The organism is Blattabacterium cuenoti (assembly GCF_014251595.1).
Taxonomy (GTDB): domain Bacteria; phylum Bacteroidota; class Bacteroidia; order Flavobacteriales; family Blattabacteriaceae; genus Blattabacterium; species Blattabacterium cuenoti_Q.
Window position 1 is genome coordinate 200,262 of sequence record NZ_CP059192.1, and the last position, 22,073, is coordinate 222,334.

Below are 22,073 nucleotides of genomic sequence, written 5' to 3' on the forward strand. Positions count from 1 at the left end.
ACAAAAATAATAAACAATTATTTATAAACTATCTATCATATATCATTTTCAATACTTTTTCTACAATGTTTTCAACAGAAGGTTTTGAAAAATAATCTCCATCGGATCCATAAGGAGGACGGTGTTCTTGAGCTGTAATCGTTACAGGTGGATTGTCTAAGTAATAATATCCATTTTGTTCTTCTAATATTTTTTGTAAAATATAAGCAGAAGCTCCTCCTGGAACGTCTTCATCTATAATTAATAATCTGTTGGTTTTTTGTAAACTCTTGACTATGTCTTTTTTTAAATCAAAGGGTAATAAAGATTGAATATCAATGATTTCAGAATCGATATTATTAATATTAGATAATTCTTTTGCTGCTTCATTCACAATTCTCCATGTGGAACCGTAAGTTACCATAGTAATGTCTTTTCCTTTTCTTGTTCTTTCAACTATTCCAATCGGAGTTCTGAATAAACCTAAATTTTTGGGTAATTTTTCTTTTATTCTGTATCCATTAAGACATTCAACAACTAATGCAGGATCATCTCCAGACAATAACGTGTTATAAAATCCAGCTGCTTTTACCATATTTCTTGGAACAAGGACTAATATTCCTCTTAAATAATTAATAATACCTCCCATTGGAGAACCAGAATGCCATATTCCTTCTAAACGATGACCTCTAGTTCTAATAATAACTGGAGCTTTTTGTCCTCCTTTTGTTCTATATTGTAGACATGCTAGATCATCACTCATAATTTGTAAAGCGTATAAAATATAGTCGATATATTGAATTTCAACTATAGGACGAAGACCTCGCATTGCCAGACCAATTCCCTGACCCAAAATCGTTGATTCACGTATACCTGTATCAAAAACACGAATTTTTCCATATTTTTTTTGCAATCCTTCCAATCCCTGATTTACATCTCCTATCTTTCCTACGTCTTCTCCAAAAATTAAAAGATCAGGATGTAATTCTAATAATTTATCAAAATTTTCTCTTAGTATAATTCTGCCATCTACTTCAGAGTTTTTTTCATTATGATACACGGGAAAAACTTCAGTTATTTTTACGGAAGCTTTTTCAGAAATACTATATAAATGTGAAGAATAATTTTTTTGTTCTTCATTATATTTTTTTTCAATCCATTTTATTAGATTTAATATACAATTTTTGGAATCATATTTAACTTCAGATAAAAGATATAATACTTTTCGAGCAATGCGAAATACTGATTTTTTTGTAGGATAATTTTTAGTTGTATTATGTAATTCTTGAATATATTTTTTAAGATATTTTTTAATCCATTTCTTTTCTATATAATTATCTTGTATTTGATATAAAATATTTACAACTTCATCCTTAATTATATGAATAGGTTCTTGAAATGCTTTCCAAGCTTTTTCTTTTTCATTTTTAACATATTCTTTGGCTTCTATATCTATTTTATCTAAATAACTAACATGAGTTAGTTGACGATAATTATTTTGATTAATTTCAAATCTAAAATTAAGAATCCAATCTTTAAATTTTTTAATTCCATCATTATTCTTTTCCCATTCTAAACGTTCTTTTGATTTATATCTTTCATGTGAAGAAGAAGTAGAATGTCCTTGAGGTTGAGTTAAATTCGTCACATGTATAATTACAGGAACATGTTCATAACGAGCTATTTTATTTGCTTTTATATATGTTTTTATAAGATCTATATAATTTGATCCATTGACACGAATAATTTCTATTCCTTTTTCCTTTTTATTTCTGTGAAAACCAGATAAAATATCACTAATGTTTTGTTTTGAAAATTGGTATTTATTGGGAACAGATATTCCATATTCATCATCCCAAATGGAAAGTATAATTGGAATCTGTAATATTGAAGCTGCATTTAATGTTTCCCAAAATAATCCTTCGGAAATACCAGCATTACCAATAGTTCCAAAAGCCACTTCGTTTCCATTATGAGAAAACATTTGATGTGTTTTTTTTAAATTTTTTAATTCTTTATAAATTTTAGAAGCTTGTGCCAATCCTAATAATCTAGGTATTTGAGCTGCAGTAGAAGAAATATCGGCGCTAGAATTTTTTTGTTGAGTAAGATTTTTCCAATTTCCATCTTCATTTAAAAAACGCGTTCCAAAATGAGCCGTCATCATTCTTCCAGACGAAACGGGTTCTGCCTCTAAATCTGAATGAGCATATAACTGCGAAAAAAAATTTTTAACAGTTAAAACTCCAATTGCCATCATAAACGTCTGATCTCGATAATATCCAGACCTATAATCTCCATTTTGAAAAACCTTTGCCATAGCTAACTGAGGTATTTCTTTTCCATCTCCAAATATTCCAAATTTAGCTCTTCCATTTAAAACTTCTTTACGCCCTAAAATGCTAGTTTCACGACTAATCCTTGCTAATTTGTAATCATTTAAAACCATTTTTTTAAATGAATTAAAATCAGTTTCCTCATCATCATATATTATATTTTCATAATTCATATAACCATCATTTTTTATTTTATACATTTTTATATGAAAATACAGTAATTTTCATTTATGAATTTCTTTATTTAATTTTAGAAAAATAAAAATAAAATTATGATTGATGATATGTTTGGAAATATCACTCTTTCTGTTATAAAACCGGATGCCGTAGAAAATGGATATGTTATCCCTATTTTATCTCATATTGTTAAGGCAAAATTTCATATTATAGCATTAAAAATGACAGAACTTTCCAAAAAATCAGCTAAAAAATTTTATGCAGAACATAAAAAAAAATTATTTTTTGAATCATTAGTAAAATTTATGTCTTCTGGACCAATTATATCTATCATACTAGAAAAAAAAAACGCAGTGGAAGATTTTAGAAATCTGATAGGTAATACAAATCCCGTATATGCAAAAAAGGGAACTATACGAAATTTATATGCTACCTCTTTAGAAAAAAATGCAATTCATGGATCGGATAACAATCAAAACGCTTTTAAAGAGTGTTTATTTTATTTTTCTAGTAGAGAAATTTTTTTGAAAGAAAATTTATAAAATTTTTCCTTATATGAAAAAAAATTTTCTAATAACTATTTATTCCATTATAATTTTTACATTTTTTATAATATTATGGATAACTAACATATATAATCAACTAGTCAAATTAAACGAAAGTATTAAAACACAATGGGGACAAATAGAAAACGTTTATCAACGTAGAGCAGATTTAATTCCAAATTTAGTTAATACGGTAAAAGGATCTGCTAATTTTGAAAAAAATACATTAAATCAAATAATAGAAGCAAGAGCAAAAGCCACTTCTATTTCTATAAATAAAAATGATTTAAATCAAAATCAAATAAATAAATTTCAACAAACGCAAGATCAATTAAATAATTCTGTTAGCAGACTGTTATTGATTGTAGAAAATTATCCTAACTTAAAGTCCACTCAAAATTTTTATGAACTGCAAAATCAATTAGAAGGAACAGAAAATCGTATAAATGTTGAAAGAAATCGTTTCAATGATAAAGTGAATAATTTTAATACTTATAGAAACCAATTTCCAAAAATTATAATTGCAAACTTTTTTTCACAATTTCAAGAAAAAGGATATTTTAAATCTCAAATTGGGGCCAAAAAATCTCCAATTATAGATTTTTCTAATTAAATTAATTAGATTATCATTTATTGCATTTATTGATTAAACCAAATATATGATAAGGAGCAATTCAAGAATCATGAAAAAAATTATTCAATCTATTTTAATTATTTTAATTTATTTTTGTTCAAACTTAGTACAAGGACAATTTAATATTCCTGAAGCTCCAAAAAAAATATATCCTATACAGGATTATGTAGGAGTTTTATCCCAAAAACAAATAGAAAAATTAAATCAAAAACTAATTTCATATTATAAAACTACATCAACAGAAATTTTAGTTTTTATTATTCAAGATCTTCATGGAGAAGACCCAAATTTATTAGCTTCTCAATGGGGAGAAAAATGGAAAATCGGGAAATTTTATAAAAATAACGGGATTATTATATTATTATCCATTCATGATAAAAAAATATCCATTCAAAATGGATATGGAATAGAACCTTATATAACTGATTTTTTAACTATAAAGATTATAAAAAAAGTAAAACCTATTTTGAAAAAAAATCTTTATTATCAAGCAATCGATTGTGGGACTCAAGAGATATTTAAAATTTTAAAAAACAAATATCACAATCAAAAAGAACAAAATAATAAAAATTTTTCCATATGGAATTTACTAACTTACGTGAGTATTTTTTTGATTATGTTTTATTTGTTTGGTATAAAAAAAACAAATGTTTCATTATTAAATACATTATTTATAACGAATTTTTTATTCAGGAATCAAAATTCTTATCATGATCGTGATGATAACTTTGATGGATTTGGAGGAGGAGGTAATTTTGGGGGAGGTGGTGGAAATAGCAATTGGTAATCGAATTATTTATTTGATTTTTTCAAATATTCTAAATATTCCTTTAATTTAGCAATTTTATTTAATGTATCATTCTCTTTTTTTCTTTCTTTCAAAAGCAAATTTTTTGGAACAGAAGTCAGATATTTATCGTTATATAAATTTTTTCTAATAATAGATAACAAATTATGAAAGTATTGAATTTGATTTTCAATATTATCAATATTTGTATGATTTGAATCATATTTATCTCGATCTAACAATAAAAAAAATTGATCTGTATCCAAAAAAAAAGAAAAAAACGGTATATTTTCTGGTTTTTTTGAAATAGGAATTATTTTATCCAAGTTAGCTAACTTTAGTATAATAGAATCATATTTTTTTTCTTCTTTTTCTTTTTTTCTTATAGAAAATAAAACAAGACTTTTTTTATGAGAAATACGATTTTGATTTCTAATATTACGGATATTAGATATGATTTCAATTACTTTTTCAAAAAGTACTAAAACATTATAATCATACAATTTTTTTTCAGGCCAAGAAGATATAATTAAAGCTTCCTGTGGTTTTCTTTTTTTAATAAGATTCCAAATTTCTTCTGAAATAAAAGGCATATATGGATGCAACAATTTCAATATTTTTTCAAAATACTTAATGGTATTTGAATATACCATTTCCGGTATATATTTTTTACCATAAATAGGTTTAATAATTTCTAAAAAAAAAGAACAAAAATCATACCAAAAAAATTTATATAAAATCATTAATGATTCATCCAATCTATATTCACGGAAATATTTTTCAAAAAGATCCAAAACATAATAAAAACGATGTTTTAAATATTTAATAGCAAGTAATGAATAATCAGGAACACATTTATTTTTTATTACTCGCCAACTTTGAATTAAACGAAAAGCGTTCCATATTTTATTGGCAAAATTTCTACCTTGTAAACATATTTTTTCTTCAAAATGAAAATCTTTCCCTACGCTATTTTTTAACATAAGAGCCATACGAACAGCATCTGCTCCGTATTTATTAATTAAATCAATAGGATTGGGAGAATTATTCAATGATTTGGATATTTTATGATTTTGATTATCTCTTATAATTCCAGTAAAATAAACCCTTTTAAAGGGTTTGTTCTTTTTTAATAAAAAACCAGACATTATCATGCGTGCAATCCAAAAAAATAATATATCTGAACCTGTTACAATTTCTTCAGTAGGATAATAATAATAAATTTCATGATTATCAGGATGATGAATTCCATCAAACACAGATAAAGGTAACAACCAAGAAGAAAACCAAGTATCTAAAACATCCGAATCCTGCCATATTTCATTATAATTTAAATATGGATTATGACTTTTACTTCTGGCTTTTTCTAATGCTATTTCTAAATTTTCTGCTACCACAAAATCATTATCTTTTTTACCATAATAATAAACTGGAATACGATGCCCCCACCATAATTGTCTAGATATATTCCAATCACGAATCTGAGTCATCCATTTAAAATAAATTTTATGAAATTTTTTAGGAAAAAATTGAATATCTCCATTTTTTACAGCTTCTATAGCAGGAATAGACATTTTTTTTATTCTTAAGAACCACTGAAGAGATAACCTTTGTTCTACCACTGATAAAGTTCTTTCCGAAATACCTATTTTTTGATTTAATTTTTCTATTTTTTCTAAAACTTTCAACTTATTAAGTTCTTCTATGATTTTTTTTCTGACTTGAAAACGGTCTATTCCTTGATAATGAAGTCCTCTTTCATTTAAAGTTCCATTTTTATTAAAAATGTTAATTATCATAAGTTTATGTTTATCTGCTATATTTTTATCATGTATATCATGAGCCGGAGTAATTTTTAAACACCCTGTCCCAAAATTAGGATCTACACATGTATCCCCTATAATTGGAATATATCTATTAATTATTGGAATTTTAGCATACTTTCCTTTCAAATGAAAATAACGGGAATCATTTGTATGAAAACAAAGAGCCGTATCTCCAAATATAGTTTCAGGACGAGTTGTCGCTACAGTTACATAATTTTCTTCTCCTTCTATTTTATATTTTAAATAATACAATTTCCCAACATGCTCCTTATAAATAACTTCTTCATCAGAAAGAGTAGTTTGAGCTTCTGGGTCCCAATTAACAACATGAGAAGCTCTATATATGTATCCTTTGTTATACAAATCAATAAAAACTTTTGTTACAGATTGAGATAATTTCGGATTCATTGTAAATTGAGTGCGATTCCAATCACATGAACATCCAAATTTTCTAAGTTGATCAAAAATAATATTTTTATGTTTTTTAGACCATTCCATAACATAATACAAAAATTTTTTTCTTCCTAAAAAAAATTTAGATAATCCTCTTTTTTTTAAAAAATGAACGACTTTAGCTTCCGTTGCAATTGATGCATGATCTGCTCCTGGAATCCAACATGCATTATATCCTTTCATTCTAGCATATCTAATCAAAACATCCTGTATCGTATTATTAAGCATATGTCCTATATGAAGAACTCCAGTTACATTTGGAGGAGGCATAATGATAGTATAAGGAATTCGATCATCTGGATAAGACGAAAAGTGGTTTTCTTTCATCCAATAATGATATCTTTTTTTCTCTACTAATTTAGGATCATATTTTATTGGAATATCCATAAATTTAAAAATATAAAAAAAATTGAAATAATGATAAAAATAATTTTAATCGCAGCTGTATCAAAAAATGGATTTATAGGAAAAAACAATCAATTAATGTGGCATTTACCTAATGATTTAAAACGTTTTAAATGTTTAACTATAGGGGAACCCATTTTAATGGGTAGAAAAACTTTTGAGTCGATTGGAAAAATACTTCCGTATAGAAAAAACATTATACTAACAAAAAACAATAAAAATTCTTTACATTTCAAGAATCAAAAGAATATTAGAATTATTTCTTCTGTCAAACAGATTAAAGATTTAACATACAAAAAAATATTCGTAATAGGAGGAGAAAAAACATATACCTCCACAATTGAAAAAGCACATATTATAGAATTAACATTAGTTCATCAAAAATTTGATGGAGACGCTAAATTTCCAAAAATAGATAAAAATAAATGGAACAAAACATATGAATTCATTTATGAAAAAGATAGAAATCATTTATTTAATTACAGTTTTATTAGATTCGAAAGAAAAAAATAAATTTATTCTCTTCTATCCAATTCTTTTTTTATTCGTGCGGCAAGTTCATAACATTCATTAACAACTGCATGATTTAATAAAGCATTTAAATCTTTTTCTGTCATTTTTTCTAAATCTTTCTGACTTTTTTCTTTAAAAAAAAGAATACTACTATTTTCCATTCTTGTTTCAGTTTCAGAATTATCATTTTCTTTTTCTTTATCAATAGGAAAACCATTCTCAAAATAAATACCAGCTTTATCAAAAATTTCTTTTGTTGTATAAATAGGAGCCTGGAATCGTACGGCTAAAGCCACTGCATCTGATGTTTTTGAATCAATTTTGTGTTCTTTTTTTTCTATTTTTTTTCCTTCTTCTTCTATGAAATCACCTTCCAATAGTATATAAGAAAAAAATATTCCATTTACTAGTTTGTATATAACCACGGCCTTTAATCTAATATGAAAGACTTTAGCAAAAGAAAGAAATAAATCATGAGTAAAAGATCTAGATGGATCTCTTTTTCCTAAAGCATAAGCAATAGATTGAGCTTGTAAACTTTCTATAATAATTGGAAGTTTAATTCTTCCAGATTCTTCTTCAAGTAACAATACATATATGCCAGATTGTATTTGACTTAAAGAAATTCCCCGTATAGATAATTTAATTAATTGATCCATAAGAACATATAAATATTATAATAAATCTAATTACTGTTTCCAAATATACTAAATTTAAGAGGAAGTCTTGATCATTAATTATCCTAATAATAATATAATAAAATTCTTAGTTATATGTAAAAAATTTTTTTATATATTTAATCATTTTAAATTATTTTATTATGAATAGTTCTTCTAAATTTTTGATTCTAACAACTTTCATAGTGTTAGGATTTATCATTTCTTGTAATGATGACATCACTTCTTCTTCTGTTTCTGACCCTCCTATAGCTTCATCACCTACTTCTTCTACAGATTCTACTACAGATACAGATTCTACTACAGATACAGATTCTACTACAGAAAACACTGATAACGATGACAATCCAGATAATATTAATCTAGATGGAATAGATCCAGAAGATTTATTTAAAAAAGTTAAAGAAATAAGAGAGAAAGTAGATCAATTAGAAAAAGAGACTGCAACTCATTATGAAATACATAATAAAATGGTAGAAAATCAAAAAAAGATTTTGAATGAAATTAAAGAAAAAAAAAGGATCATGAGATCTAAACCAGAAGGATCAAAAGAACAGGAAAAAGCTAAAAAAGATTTTGAAGATCATAAAAAATATGGAAAAGAAAGATTAAACATATTTAAAGTTCAAAGTAATTTTTTGCATAAATTGGTAGTATCTCTGGATCAAGCAAGAAATGACAAAATGGATTTAGAAAAAAAACAAGAATACTTTTTAAAAAAACAAAAACAAAAAGAACAAAAAGAACAAAAAGAGCAAAAAGAGCAAAAAGAAAATAAAAATTAACTGAATTAAAATATTAACGGAAAAGAAGGATATATCTTTCTTTTCCGTTCTTTTTTTAAGATATTTTATAAAAATTGATAACTACTATATTATGAAAAAAAAGAGTTTTCGTGAAGTTATAGCAGAAGCAATGAGTGAAGAAATGAGAAGAGATAATACTGTTTATCTCATGGGGGAAGAAGTAGCTCAATATAACGGAGCTTACAAAGCTTCAAAAGGGATGCTAGAAGAATTCGGTCCGAAAAGAGTTATTGATACTCCTATATCGGAATTAGGATTTTCTGGAATTGGAGTAGGCTCTGCTATGAATGGATGTAGACCTATTATTGAATTCATGACATTTAATTTTTCTTTAGTTGCAATGGATCAAATTATTAATAATGCAGCTAAAATACGTTATATGAGTGGAGGTCAATGGAATATTCCCATTGTTTTTAGAGGACCAACCGGTTATGCTGGACAATTAGGAGCTACTCATTCTCAATCTTTTGAAAGCTGGTATGCTAGTTGTCCTGGATTAAAAGTAATTATTCCATGTAATCCTTATGACGCAAAAGGTCTATTAAAATCTGCTATCAGAGATAATAATCCAGTAATTTTTATGGAATCTGAACAAATGTATGGAGATAAAATGATTATTCCAGATGAAGAATATGTGATTCCTATTGGAAAAGCTGATCTAAAAAAAGAAGGAACTGATATTAGTCTAGTTTCTTTTGGAAAAATCATGAAAATAGCTTTAAGTGCAGCACATAAATTAGATCAAGAAAATATAAGTGTAGAAGTTATAGATCTTCGGACTATACGTCCATTAGATTATGAATCCATACTTTTTTCTGTTAAAAAAACCAATCGTTTGGTGATTTTAGAAGAATCATGGCCTTTTTCATCTATTGCTTCTGAAATTTCATATTTTATACAAAAAAAAGCTTTTGATTATCTTGATGCTCCTATTAATAGAATCTCTTTATTAGATACACCTGCTCCTTACGCTTCCAATTTAATACAAAATTGGTTTCCCAATGAAAATAAAATTATTAATACTATAAAAAACACGCTTTATTTATAAATCATATCAATAAACAGCTTGAACTATTTTATAAATGTTTTCCGGTCTATCCATCGTATAATAATGAATAACTTCAACCCCAGAATTTTTTAATTCTTTAGATTGATGAATAGCCCATTCAATTCCAATATGGAATACATTTTTTTTATTTTTTGCTTTTTCTACTTCTTTGACCAATTCATTAGGAATATTTAAATAAAAACGAGATGGAAGACCATTTAATTGCTTTTTGGATGATATTGGTTTAATTCCAGGGATAATAGGAACAGAAATTCCTTCTGATCTACATTTTTTTACGAAAGTAAAAAATTTTTTATTATCAAAAAACATTTGAGTGACAATATAATCAGCTCCTGCTTCTATTTTTTTTTTCAAAAAAAATAAGTCACTTTCTATATTTGGAGCTTCTAAATGTTTTTCTGGGTATCCTGCAACTCCAATACAAAAATCAAATAATGGATATTTTTTTTTTTCGACAAAAGTTTTATCGAGATATTTTCCAATATTTAAATCTTTAACTTGTTTGACTAATTCTACAGCATATTTATGTCCATCTTTTTGTGCAAAAAAACTTTTTTCAGATTTTAGAGGGTCCCCTCTAAGAACTAAAACGTTATCTATTCCTAAAAAATTTAGATCTATTAAAGCATTTTCCGTCATTTGTTTACTAAATCCTCCACAAATTAGATGAGGAACTGCATCAATTCCATATTTATTCATAATAGCAGCACAAATACCAACAGTTCCTGGACGTCTTGAAATTTTTCTTCTCTGCAAAAGTCCATTATCTTTTTCTACATAAATAAATTCTTCACGATGATAAGTGACATCAATAAAAGGAGGACAAAATTCCATTAGTGGATCTAATGTCGCAAAAATATCTTTAATATCACACCCTCTTAAAGGGGGTAATATTTCGAAAGAAAATAAACTTTTTTTTGCTTTAGCTATATGATCAATCACTTTCATAACACAAAAATTTTTACTTAATATGATCAAATTCTGTATAAGGAATCAAAACTTTAGGAATATTAATTCTACTTTCAGTTTGATTATTTTCTAACAAAGCGGCCATAATTCTCGGTATAGCTAAAGCGCTACCATTAAGAGTGTGACATAATTCTATATTTCCTGTTTTAGATTTTTTATATCTAAGATGTAATCTATTAGACTGAAAATCAGTGCAATTAGATATAGAACTTACTTCTAACCATTTTTTTTGTGCTAAAGAATAAACTTCAAAATCATAAGTTATAGAAGAAGAAAAACTAAGATCTGGTCCACTTAACTGTACAAGACGAAAAGGTAAATTTAAAGATTGTAAAATATTTTTTACATGTAAAATCATTTCTTTTAGAGAAAAATAAGAGGAATCTGATGTCGTTATTTGAATAATTTCTACTTTATCAAATTGATGCAATCTATTTAGCCCTCTAACTTTTAAACCATAAGAACCTGCTTCTCTTCTAAAACAAGAAGTATAAGTCGTAGCTTTAATAGGAAGATCTAAATCTGAAAATATTTTATCTTTATAACAATTCATAATAGGAACTTCTCCAGTAGGAATCAAATATAAATTATCTTTTTCTATAAAATACATTTGATTTTCTTTATCCGGAATTTGTCCTGTAGCATATACAGATTTTTCATTAACAAGGTAAGGTAAACTATATTCTTTGTATGATGCTTCTCTATTTTTATCTAAAAAATATTGAATTAAACTTCTATGTAACTTTGCTCCTTTTCCTACATAAACTGTAAAACCAGAACCACATATTTTCGTTCCTAAATTTGAATCGAATAAACAAAACTTTTTTGATAACTCCCAATGAGGTAAAAGATTTATGATGGAAGAATGAATTTCTCCTTCTTGAAAAAGAATATCATTTTTTTCAGAATCTTTTTTTATTTTTTTATCAGGAATATTAGGGATCTGATTTAATTTTTTTTCTAAAATATCATTAATTTTTTTCAATTTAAAAATAATACCTTTTCTTTCTTTTTTGAGGAAAGAAGATTTTTCTTTTAAAATTTTTATTTCATCATTATTATGATATGAATATAAAATTTTACCTATTTTTTTCGATAAAAAATTTTCTCTTTCTAATATTTTATTAAGAACGTTTTGAATGATTTTTTTTTTTTCATCCAAAATTAATATTTCATTTATAAGATGCAATTTTCTAAAATTGCGTTTTTCTAATCCCAATAAAACTTTTTCTTTATTTGTTCGTATAAAAGAAGTTTTAAGCATATTATATGAGAAACTAAAATCGTATTCTATACAATACGGTTTTTTGATGAACACAAGATACAAATAATATTTTCTATATTTGCATAACATAATGCAAATACATAAACTTACTTGTAAGAAAAAATTTGATCAACATTTTTTAAAAGATCAAAATATTGCTAAAAAAATTGTAAGTTTTCTTTCTTTTGAAAATTACAATACAGTAGTTGAAATTGGACCCGGTTTAGGCATTTTAACGAAATATTTATTAAATAATCCATATCATCATATTTTTTTAATAGAAATTGACAAAGAATTAATTTCTTTTTTAAAGAAAAATTTTTCAATTTCCAAAAATCAAATTATTCATAAAGATTTTTTAAAATGGAATCCTGAAGAAATGAACTTACGAAATTTTGCTATTATTGGAAATTTTCCTTATAAAATTTCTTCTCAGATACTATTTCATATATTAAAATATAATCATTATATACCAGAATGTATTGGTATGTTTCAAAAAGAAGTAGCCAAACGGATTACGTCTTATAAGGGTAAAAAAACTTATGGAATTTTATCAGTTTTAGTTCAAACATTTTATGATGTAAAATATCTTTTTACTGTAAAAGAAAAAGTATTTTTTCCTATACCTAATGTACAATCTGCAGTAATTTCTTTAAAAAGAAAAAAAAACATGATTTATTGTAATAAAAAGATGCTGTTTAAATGTGTTAAAATTGCTTTTAATCAAAGAAGAAAAAAGTTAAAAAATTCTTTACAAGAATTCAATCATATTCCAAATTTTTACAAAATTCCATTTTTAAACAAAAGAGCAGAGGAATTATCTGTAAAAGAATTTCTTCAACTAACAAAAGAAATAGAAATTAAAAAATGACAACCAAATTATTAGATGGAAATCTGTTAGCCAAAGAAATAAAAAACGAAATATCTAAGACAATAGAAAAAAAATTTTTAAATAAAAACAAACGTATTCCTCATCTGGGTATTATTTTGACGGGAGATAACACGGCTAGTATAACATACGTTAACAACAAAATTAAAGAGTGTCAAAATATTGGAATCGAATATTCTTTAAAACACTTACCTATTAACACTTCAGAAAAAAAGTTATTGGAAGAAATACAAAAAATGAATCAAAATTCATATATCGATGGTTTTATTGTCCAATTTCCTTTAGAAAAACATATCAATCAAGACAAAATTATTCTATCTATTAATCCTAAAAAAGATGTAGATGGATTTCATCCTGAAAATTTCGGAAAAATGGCTTTAAACATGAAAGCTTTTTTTCCTGCTACGGCATTAGGAATATTAACTTTATTAGAAAAATATAAAATTCAAATGTCAGGAAAATACACTGTAATAATTGGAAGAAGTAGAATAGTGGGAAGGCCTATTAGCATACTGATGAGCAGAAAAAATTACCCTGGAAATAGTACGGTAACACTTACTCATAGTAATACTAAAAATATAGAATGTTATACAAAAAAAGCTGATATCGTTATAGTAGCGGTAGGAATTCCTGGTTTTCTTAAAGGAAAAATGATTAAAAAAGGAGCTGTGGTTGTAGATGTAGGAATTCATAAAAATGAAAAAAAAATATTAGGAGATGTTGATTTTTGTAGTATTTATGGAAAAGCTTCTTATATTACACCTGTTCCAGGTGGAATAGGGCCAATGACTCGTATTATGTTACTTAAAAACACTTTGATAGCAGCATTAAATAATAGATTATAAAATGAAAAAAACCATTTACCCTATAAAAGAATCATTTTATTCTATTCAAGGTGAAGGTTTTTATTATGGAACCGCTGCTTATTTTATTCGTTTTGAAGGATGTAATATAAAATGTGATTGGTGCGATACTAAAGAAAGTTGGGATATTAAAAAAAAAGATTTTATTTCTGTTCATAAAATTATTTCTAGTATCAATAATTTTCAAGTAAAAACTGTTATAATTACTGGAGGAGAACCCACAATGTGGAATTTGTATCCTTTAATTAAAGAACTTAAAAAAAGAAGATATCGTATCCATATTGAAACTTCAGGTTCTTATCCTATTCAAGAAAAATATATAGATTGGATTACAATTTCTCCCAAAAAGAGAAAATTACCTTTGCAAGAAAACTACAAAAAAATTAATGAATTAAAAATTGTAATTTCAAATGAAAATGATTTATACTTTGCCGAAGAACAAGCTAAATATGTGTTATCTACTAATTGTTTTCTATTTTTACAACCTGAATGGAAAAATATTTTTGGAGTTCTTCCAAAGATAATTTCTTATGTTAAAAAAAATCCTAAATGGAGAATATCACTTCAAATTCATAAGATGTTAAATATTTCTTAAGATTTTGAATGTCTATTTTCTAGAATTTTAATAACGTCTTGTATTTCGACCCCTTTTTCATTCAAAAGAATGAGATAATGTAAAAGTAAATCCGCTGATTCATTTAAAAATAAATCTTTATTATCATCTTTAGATTCAATGATAAGTTCTATTGCTTCTTCTCCTAATTTTTGGGATATTCTGTTAATACCTTTTTTTGATAATTGATATATATAAGAATTTTTTTGTTTTTTTTCAATTCTGTCTGATATAATATTTTCCAAAAAAAATAAAAAATTATTACGATTGATTTCTTTCCAACATGTATCTGATCCTTTATGACAAATCGGACCTGTTGGTTTTGCCTTAATTAATAATGTATCTTTATCACAATCAATTAATATTTTTTTAATAAAAAGATAATTTTTACTAATTTCTCCTTTAGTCCATAACCTTTTTTTAGATCTACTATAAAAAGTCACTTTTTTTTCCTCAATACTTTTTTGATAAGCTTCTTGATTCATATAACCTAACATTAATACTTTATCTGTTCTTGAATCTTGAATAATCGTAGGAATCAATCTTCCTTTAAAATTTATCATTTGGATTTATATTATTAGTATATTCTGTTCTTATAGGGATGTCTAGTCGATTTAAATAACATTTTAATTTTGGAATTTCTATTTCTCTATAATGAAATATACTAGCTGCTAAAGCGGCATCAGCTTTTCCTTTATTAAATATTGTAAAAAAATCTTCTAATTTTCCGGCTCCACCTGAAGCAATTACCGGTGTATAGATATTTTCGGATATTTTTCTAGTGATGTCTAATGCAAATCCATTTTTTGTTCCATCATGGTTCATTGAAGTTAATAATACTTCTCCTGCTCCTCTACTGGTTCCTTCTTTAGCCCAATCTAAAGTTCTGGTATGAGTTGAAATTCTTCCTCCATTTAAATAAACCCACCATTCATTTGCTTCATATTTAGTATCAATAGCCAAAACAATACATTGACTTCCGAATCTTTTCGATAGATCTTCTAAAAGATTCGGATTTTTAAAAGCAGCAGTATTAATCGATATTTTATCTGCTCCTGCATTTAATAATAATTCTACATCTTTTTCCTCTTTAATTCCTCCACCAACCGTAAAAGGAATGTTGATATGACGAGAAATTTCTTTTACTAGACTAATTAGTGTTTTACGTTCTTCATTTGTAGCTGTAATGTCCAAAAATATTAATTCATCTGCTCCTTGTTTTGTATACCAAATCACTAATTGTATTGGATCACCTGCATCCTTTAAATCTTTAAAATTTATTCCTTTTACTGTTCTTCCATTTTTTATGTCTAAACAAGGGATAATACGTTTTGTTAACATGTTGAATTGTTGTTATTATTTTTTTTTATCCAATTTTTAATATGAGATAATGATATTTTATTTTCATATATAGCTTTTCCAATAATAACTCCATCGCAACCTAAATGAAATAATTTGTTTACGTCATTTATATCACGAATACCTCCACTTGCTATAAATTCAAAATTTGGAAATTTTTTAATAATTTTTTTATACAAAAGAAAAGAAGGACCAGATAAAGCCCCATCTTTTGATATATCTGTACAAAAAATTTTTTTAATTCCATGATTACTTTTTTCTTCTAAAAAATCCCAAAATGGAAAATCAACAAGTTTAGTCCAACCATGGGTTGCTATTTTATTATTTTTAACATCTACTCCTAATAAAATTTTATCTTTTCCATAAATTTCAATCCATTTTTTTAAAAGAAGAGGGTTTTGAACAGCAATACTTCCAATAGTCGCCATATGTCCTCCATTTTCAAATACAATACGTATATCATTTTCAGAATGTATACCACCTCCAAAATCTATAATTAGATGTGTATACTTTGCTATTTTTTCTAAAATTTTCCAATGAACAACTTTTCCTTTTTTGGCTCCATCTAAATCTACCAAATGAAGTCTAGATATTCCATAATTTTCTAATAAAAAAGCAACCTCTAGTGGATCTTTATTATAAATTTTTTTTCTTTTAAAATCACCTTGTATTAATCGAACACATTGTCCATCAATTAAATCTATAGCTATTATAATATCCATTATTCATATATTTATAATTGAATAAAATTCTCTAATATTTTATGTCCTACATAAGAAGATTTTTCAGGATGAAATTGCACGGCATAAAAATTATTTTTTTGTATTGCAGCACTATAATTAATAATATATTCTGTTTTTGCTGTTGTGTATTTTCCTAAAGGAACATAATAACTATGAACAAAATATTGATAACTACCATCCGGTATTTTTTCAAACAAAGGTCCTTTCAATTTATGAATGGTATTCCAACCTATTTGAGGTATTTTATTATTTTTATTAATAGATTTAAATTTCTTGACTAATAAATCAAATATTCCTATACATGTAGTACTACTTTCTTCCGAATATTTACAAAGTAATTGCATCCCTAAACATATACCTAATACAGGTTTTTCTATTTTTGATATAAGTAAATCTAATTTTTTATCTTTTAAATATTTCATGGCACAATTTGCTTCTCCAACTCCAGGTAAAATAATTTTTTCTGCATTTTGAATCAACTCTTTTGAATCTGTTACTGTAGCCTGTACTCCTATTCTTTCTAAAGAAAAAAGAACTGATTGTACATTTCCTGCAGGATATTTGATGATAATCGTTTTCATAATATTTGTAAATTTTACACCATACCTTTGGTACTAGGTATTTTAATAGAAGAATTTTTTTGTATTGCCATTTTAATAGCTCTTCCAAAACATTTAAAAATAGATTCTATTTTATGATGGTCATTTCTTCCTATAGCATGAATATGCAAATTGCATTTAGCGTGTAGAGAAAAAGATTTAAAAAAATGAAAAAACATTTCAGTAGAGATTTTGTTGATTTTTTCTCTACAAAATTTGACTTTCCAAGATAATTGGCTTCTTCCTCCAAAATCTAATGCTATCGTAGCTAAACTATCATCCATAGGAAGAGAATAAAAACCATAACGTTCTATTCCTATTTTATTTTTTAAAGATTTATCAAAAATTTCTCCTAAAGCAATAGCAGTATCTTCTATAGTATGGTGATCATCTATATAAAGATCTCCTTTTGTTTGAATATACAAATTTATACAGCTATGAAATGCCATTTGTTGTAGTAAATGATCAAAAAATCCAATTCCTGTTTGAATATTATACTTTCCTTTTCCATAAAGAATAATGGTAATTTTAACATTTGTTTCCAATGTAGATCGTTGATGAACGAATTTTTTTGCATGGATTGATAATAAATATTCATAAATTTTTTCCCAACTACTAGTTTTTAAAGATATTATATTTTTCAAATTTTTTTCGTCTATATCGTCTATAGTAGAAAAATAGTCTTTTTCTTCTTTTATTAAATTTTTATAATGATGATTCTTTTTTATCCAAATAGATTTGCATCCTAAATTTTTAGCTAATAAAACATCTGTTAATCTATCTCCAATTACAAAAGATTGAGAAATATTGTAATAATCTGATTTTAAATAATCAGTTAACATTCCTATACCCGGTTTTCTATTGGGCGATTTATCTTCGGGAAATGTGTTATCTATATGAACAGAAGTAAAATGAATATTTTCAGACTTTAAAATTTTTAATATGTGATTATGTATAGGCCAAAAAATACTATCAGGAAATTTATCTGTCCCTAATCCATCTTGATTAGATATCATAACTAAATCATAGTCTAATTCTTGTACTATTTTTGACAAGAAAAATATCACTCTTGGATAAAAATTGACTTTATCAATAGAATCAATTTGATAACTAGGAGGATTTTCTTCTATAATGGTTCCATCTCTATCAACAAATAATATTTTTTTTTTCATCACATTTTTATTTTATTAATGGAGTATTTTCGAATTTGATCTATTAAATACTCGTTTTCTTTATGAGTTCCTACTGTAATTCTTAAACAATTATCACATAACATTATTTTGGATCGATCTCTAACTACGATTTTTTTTATCATTAAATATTGATAAAGATTTTTTGAAGAGATATTTATTTTTACTAATAAAAAATTAGTTGAACTTGGATATACTTTTTGTATGATAGGAATTTTTTTTAAAGATTCTTGCATATATTTTCTTTCTGATAAAATATTTTTTAAATGAAAAAAAAACAAATCTCTATTTTCTAAAGCTTTAATAGCTATTTTTTGAGAAATAATACTGATGTTATATGGATATTTTATTTTATTCATCCATTGAATTATTTCTTCTGAAGCAATCGCAATTCCTATCCTTAATCCTGCTAATCCCCAAGATTTTGAAAGCGTTTGTATAATAATTAAGTTTGGATATTTATCAATATCTTTCGATAAAGATTTTTGAATGGAAAAATCTATATACGCTTCATCTAAAACAACAATTCCTCTAAATTTTTTTATAATATTTTCAATATCTTCTAATTTTATATCATTTCCAGTAGGATTATTAGGCGAACAAATAAAAATAATTTTACTATTTGAATTCAAAAATTTTTCTAGTTTATCCAAATTTAATTGATAATTATCTTCTGTAAGAAGAATTCTTATTATATCTACTCCATGAATTTTTCCAATAACTTCATACATTCCATAAGTTGGAGGAAAAATAATAGTATTATCTATTTTTGGACGAGAAAAAATACGATATATTAAATCAATAATTTCATCACTTCCATTTCCCAAAAATATCTGAGATGGAGGAATATTTTTTAAATTTGATATTTTTTTTTTCAATTTTGTCTGTAAAGGATCCGGGTATCTATTATAAGAATTAAAAAAAGATAAAGGAGAACCAAAAGAATTTTCATTAGCATCTAAAAAAATAAAATTTTTTTCTTGATGATGTTCCATTCTAGCAGATATGTAAGGATCCATATCTAAAATATTATCTCTAATTATAGAATTCAAATTAAATTTATTCATGTATTTATACATTTAAGATTCATTTTTTAATCGAATATTAATAGATTTTTTATGAGCAAATAATCCTTCTTCTGAGGATAAAATATTTACACATTCCGATAAATTTTTTAATCCTTTTTTAGATATTTTTTGGAAAGTAATTTTTTTTACGAAGCTATCTATAGATACTCCACTATAACATTTGGCATAACCATAAGTAGGAAGTATATGATTAGTTCCTGAAACATAATCTCCTGCACTAACTGGAGAATAATTACCTAAAAAAACCGATCCAGCATTAATTACTTTTTCACCCCAATAAGAAGCATTTCTGCAGTTTATAATCAAATGTTCTGGCGCTATTTGATTTATTAATGTCATACATTCATCTAAAGAATTAAAAATAACTATTTTGCTGTTCTTCAAAGATTTTTCAATAATATCTTGTTTATTAGAAATATCCAAAAATTGTTTTTTTAATTCTTTTTGAATTTTTTCTATCCAAAATTGATTATTGGTAGTGACCAAAAGAATATAACTTTCTGGATCATGTTCTGATTGAGATAATAAATCGGAAGCAACATATTCTGGATTTGCTGTATCATCAGCCATAATTACAACTTCAGAAGGACCAGCAGGCATATCTATAGAAACTATTCCTTTTTGAAAGACAATTTCTTTAGCTATTGTGACATAAGAATTTCCTGGACCAAATATTTTATATACAGAAGGAATACTTTCTGTTCCATAAGCCATAGCAGAAATCGCTTGAGCTCCTCCAACTTTATATATACGTGTAATTCCTACATATCTAGCTGTATATAAAATAGCTGGATGAATATCTCCATTTCTGTTTGGAGGTGTACATAATATAATATTTGAACATCCAGATAATTTTCCAGGAATTCCTAACATTAATATGGTGGAGAACAAAGGAGCAGATCCTCCGGGGATATAAAAACCTACTTTTTCAATTGGAATCATTTTTCTCCAACAAAAAACTCCTTTCGAAACTTCTATTGGAGTTTCCTCATGAATTTGTTTTTGATGAAAACATTTTATATTCTGATATGCAATTTCAATAGATTTTTTTAATTGATTTGAAACTTTCATATCAGCTTCATCAAAATCTTTTTCTGTTACCTGAATACATTTTACATCTGCATAATCATATTTTTTTGTATAAGTATTTAAAGCTAAATCTCCATATTTTTTGACATTATCAATAATAGGATATACTAATTTTTTTATGTTAGAACTATCTTGTATAGTTCTATTCAAAATAGATTTACATATTTCGGATGTAGGACGAATATATACTTGAATCATATTTTTATATTTTAGAGTATAATTTTTTCTATAGGAAGTACTAATATATCTTGAGCTCCAAGAGCTTTTAAGTTTTCTATTATTCCCCAAAAATCATTTTCATTAACGACAGAATGTACAGAACTACATTTTGAATTAGCTAAAGGAAGAATAACTGGACTTTTAATTCCTGGAAGATAAGATATTATTTTTTCCAACTTTTCATTAGGAACATTTAATAAAATATATTTATTATTTTTAGCTTTTCTTACAGCTCTAATCCGAAATAATAATTTTTCCATTATAATATTTTGTGGAGAACCTAAATGTAGATGTGAAGCTAATACGGCTTCAGATTGAAGAACGGTTTCTACTTCTTTTAATCCGTTCATAAACAGTGTTGATCCACTACTAACTAAATCACATATACAGTCTGCTAAACCTATTCCAGGAGCAATTTCTACAGCTCCAGAAATTTCGTGAATTTCTGTATTTATATATCTTTTTTTTAAAAATTCCCTAACTAAAAAGGGATAACTTGTAGCAATGCGTTTACCATTCAAATCATTAATTTGATTATAAACTAAAGATTTAGGAACGGCTATAGATAGCCTACATTTTCCAAACCCTAAAGTTTCTTTGATTCTTATTCTTTTCCTTTTTTCTAAAAGAACATTTTTTCCCACGATTCCTATATCAGCGACTCCATCTTCCAAATATTGAGGAATATCATCATCTCTAAGAAAAAGTATTTCTAACGGAAAATTTAAAGCCGTTGTTTTTAACTTGTCTATACCAATATTAACTTCAATACTGCAATCTTTCAATAACTTGATTGAATCATCATAAAGACGGCCAGATTTTTGAATTGCTATTTTAAGTTTATCCATAATTAATACAGTACAGAAAAAAATAATAAAAGCTTACTTTTGTAAGCTTTTATTATTATTACGTAGATCTAATCTCATTAACACATGACATACATGTATTGTCGCAAATATAAAAACTATTTTGAATATTTTC

Annotated in this window: 22 protein-coding genes; 9 read left to right on the forward strand and 13 right to left on the reverse strand. The window is 25.8% G+C overall.

Annotated elements, in window-relative coordinates:
* Positions 1 to 28 precede the first annotated feature (28 nt).
* Entirely contained in the window at positions 29 to 2,488 is a 2,460-nt protein-coding gene (locus H0H66_RS00925) for an alpha-ketoacid dehydrogenase subunit alpha/beta (RefSeq protein ID WP_185858116.1), read from the reverse strand.
* Positions 2,489 to 2,587: 99 nt separating this feature from the next.
* On the opposite strand from H0H66_RS00925, the gene ndk reads away from it, so the two are divergent.
* The 3 genes from ndk to H0H66_RS00940 all read left to right on the forward strand — a co-directional run bounded on the left by ndk (position 2,588) and on the right by H0H66_RS00940 (position 4,458).
* Positions 2,588 to 3,034, forward strand: coding sequence for a nucleoside-diphosphate kinase (gene ndk / locus H0H66_RS00930; RefSeq protein WP_238785061.1), 447 nt, complete (start codon positions 2,588 to 2,590; stop codon positions 3,032 to 3,034).
* Between the two features lie 13 nt (positions 3,035 to 3,047).
* Positions 3,048 to 3,650 carry a LemA family protein gene (locus H0H66_RS00935; RefSeq protein WP_185858117.1) on the forward strand — a complete coding sequence of 201 codons (603 nt, stop codon included), beginning with the start codon at positions 3,048 to 3,050 and terminating at the stop codon, positions 3,648 to 3,650.
* 70 nt (positions 3,651 to 3,720) lie between these two features.
* Entirely contained in the window at positions 3,721 to 4,458 is a 738-nt protein-coding gene (locus H0H66_RS00940) for a TPM domain-containing protein (protein ID WP_185858118.1), read from the forward strand.
* Positions 4,459 to 4,463: 5 nt separating this feature from the next.
* Here the strand turns inward: H0H66_RS00940 and H0H66_RS00945 are convergent, their stop codons facing one another.
* Entirely contained in the window at positions 4,464 to 7,124 is a 2,661-nt protein-coding gene (locus H0H66_RS00945) for a valine--tRNA ligase (protein WP_185858119.1), read from the reverse strand.
* Positions 7,125 to 7,157: 33 nt separating this feature from the next.
* On the opposite strand from H0H66_RS00945, the gene H0H66_RS00950 reads away from it, so the two are divergent.
* Positions 7,158 to 7,655: a dihydrofolate reductase gene (locus tag H0H66_RS00950; RefSeq protein WP_185858234.1), complete on the forward strand. Its 498-nt coding sequence runs from the start codon at positions 7,158 to 7,160 to the stop codon at positions 7,653 to 7,655.
* 2 nt (positions 7,656 to 7,657) lie between these two features.
* On the opposite strand, the gene H0H66_RS00955 is transcribed toward H0H66_RS00950, so the two are convergent.
* The gene (locus H0H66_RS00955; protein WP_185858120.1) at positions 7,658 to 8,314 is read right to left on the reverse strand and encodes a bifunctional nuclease family protein; all 657 of its coding nucleotides are present in this window, start codon (positions 8,312 to 8,314) and stop codon (positions 7,658 to 7,660) included.
* A 161-nt stretch (positions 8,315 to 8,475) separates the two neighbouring features.
* On the opposite strand from H0H66_RS00955, the gene H0H66_RS00960 reads away from it, so the two are divergent.
* Together H0H66_RS00960 and H0H66_RS00965 are read left to right on the forward strand one after the other, a co-directional pair.
* Positions 8,476 to 9,117, forward strand: a complete 642-nt coding sequence (locus H0H66_RS00960; RefSeq protein ID WP_185858121.1) for a hypothetical protein — start codon at positions 8,476 to 8,478, stop codon at positions 9,115 to 9,117.
* A gap of 91 nt (positions 9,118 to 9,208) precedes the next feature.
* Positions 9,209 to 10,186 carry a pyruvate dehydrogenase complex E1 component subunit beta gene (locus H0H66_RS00965; RefSeq protein WP_185858122.1) on the forward strand — a complete coding sequence of 326 codons (978 nt, stop codon included), beginning with the start codon at positions 9,209 to 9,211 and terminating at the stop codon, positions 10,184 to 10,186.
* Between the two features lie 6 nt (positions 10,187 to 10,192).
* On the opposite strand, the gene metF is transcribed toward H0H66_RS00965, so the two are convergent.
* Both metF and serS read right to left on the reverse strand, forming a co-directional pair.
* Positions 10,193 to 11,155: a methylenetetrahydrofolate reductase [NAD(P)H] gene (gene metF / locus H0H66_RS00970; protein ID WP_185858123.1), complete on the reverse strand. Its 963-nt coding sequence runs from the start codon at positions 11,153 to 11,155 to the stop codon at positions 10,193 to 10,195.
* A gap of 13 nt (positions 11,156 to 11,168) precedes the next feature.
* Positions 11,169 to 12,440, reverse strand: a complete 1,272-nt coding sequence (gene serS, locus H0H66_RS00975) for a serine--tRNA ligase (RefSeq protein ID WP_185858124.1) — start codon at positions 12,438 to 12,440, stop codon at positions 11,169 to 11,171.
* 91 nt (positions 12,441 to 12,531) lie between these two features.
* Between serS and rsmA the strand changes: the two genes are divergently transcribed.
* The 3 genes from rsmA to H0H66_RS00990 are packed head-to-tail and all read left to right on the forward strand — an operon-like array spanning position 12,532 to position 14,787.
* Positions 12,532 to 13,311 (forward strand): 16S rRNA (adenine(1518)-N(6)/adenine(1519)-N(6))-dimethyltransferase RsmA, encoded by a 780-nt coding sequence (gene rsmA, locus H0H66_RS00980; protein ID WP_185858125.1) that lies wholly within the window; start codon positions 12,532 to 12,534, stop codon positions 13,309 to 13,311.
* A complete protein-coding gene (locus tag H0H66_RS00985) occupies positions 13,308 to 14,174 on the forward strand; it encodes a bifunctional 5,10-methylenetetrahydrofolate dehydrogenase/5,10-methenyltetrahydrofolate cyclohydrolase (RefSeq protein WP_185858126.1) in 867 nt (288 codons plus the stop codon). The genes rsmA and H0H66_RS00985 overlap by 4 nt, the downstream gene beginning before the upstream one ends.
* Position 14,175: 1 nt before the next feature.
* The gene (locus tag H0H66_RS00990; protein ID WP_185858127.1) at positions 14,176 to 14,787 is read left to right on the forward strand and encodes a 7-carboxy-7-deazaguanine synthase QueE; all 612 of its coding nucleotides are present in this window, start codon (positions 14,176 to 14,178) and stop codon (positions 14,785 to 14,787) included.
* On the opposite strand, the gene hisIE is transcribed toward H0H66_RS00990, so the two are convergent.
* The 8 genes from hisIE to hisG are packed head-to-tail and all read right to left on the reverse strand — an operon-like array spanning position 14,784 to position 21,940.
* Positions 14,784 to 15,368: a bifunctional phosphoribosyl-AMP cyclohydrolase/phosphoribosyl-ATP diphosphatase HisIE gene (gene hisIE / locus H0H66_RS00995; RefSeq protein ID WP_185858128.1), complete on the reverse strand. Its 585-nt coding sequence runs from the start codon at positions 15,366 to 15,368 to the stop codon at positions 14,784 to 14,786. The two genes, H0H66_RS00990 and hisIE, sit on opposite strands and share 4 nt — an antisense overlap.
* The gene (gene hisF, locus H0H66_RS01000; protein ID WP_185858129.1) at positions 15,355 to 16,146 is read right to left on the reverse strand and encodes an imidazole glycerol phosphate synthase subunit HisF; all 792 of its coding nucleotides are present in this window, start codon (positions 16,144 to 16,146) and stop codon (positions 15,355 to 15,357) included. The genes hisIE and hisF overlap by 14 nt, the downstream gene beginning before the upstream one ends.
* Positions 16,140 to 16,886, reverse strand: coding sequence for a 1-(5-phosphoribosyl)-5-[(5-phosphoribosylamino)methylideneamino]imidazole-4-carboxamide isomerase (gene hisA / locus H0H66_RS01005; protein WP_185858130.1), 747 nt, complete (start codon positions 16,884 to 16,886; stop codon positions 16,140 to 16,142). The genes hisF and hisA overlap by 7 nt, the downstream gene beginning before the upstream one ends.
* Positions 16,887 to 16,897: 11 nt before the next feature.
* The gene (gene hisH / locus H0H66_RS01010; RefSeq protein ID WP_185858131.1) at positions 16,898 to 17,488 is read right to left on the reverse strand and encodes an imidazole glycerol phosphate synthase subunit HisH; all 591 of its coding nucleotides are present in this window, start codon (positions 17,486 to 17,488) and stop codon (positions 16,898 to 16,900) included.
* A gap of 14 nt (positions 17,489 to 17,502) precedes the next feature.
* The gene (gene hisB, locus H0H66_RS01015) at positions 17,503 to 18,678 is read right to left on the reverse strand and encodes a bifunctional histidinol-phosphatase/imidazoleglycerol-phosphate dehydratase HisB (protein ID WP_185858132.1); all 1,176 of its coding nucleotides are present in this window, start codon (positions 18,676 to 18,678) and stop codon (positions 17,503 to 17,505) included.
* Complete coding sequence (gene hisC / locus H0H66_RS01020; protein WP_185858133.1) at positions 18,678 to 19,763, reverse strand: histidinol-phosphate transaminase; 1,086 nt, start codon at positions 19,761 to 19,763, stop codon at positions 18,678 to 18,680. The genes hisB and hisC overlap by 1 nt, the downstream gene beginning before the upstream one ends.
* Before the next feature lie 12 nt (positions 19,764 to 19,775).
* Positions 19,776 to 21,071 carry a histidinol dehydrogenase gene (gene hisD, locus H0H66_RS01025; protein WP_185858134.1) on the reverse strand — a complete coding sequence of 432 codons (1,296 nt, stop codon included), beginning with the start codon at positions 21,069 to 21,071 and terminating at the stop codon, positions 19,776 to 19,778.
* An 11-nt stretch (positions 21,072 to 21,082) separates the two neighbouring features.
* The gene (gene hisG, locus H0H66_RS01030; protein WP_185858135.1) at positions 21,083 to 21,940 is read right to left on the reverse strand and encodes an ATP phosphoribosyltransferase; all 858 of its coding nucleotides are present in this window, start codon (positions 21,938 to 21,940) and stop codon (positions 21,083 to 21,085) included.
* Positions 21,941 to 22,073: the final 133 nt, after the last annotated feature.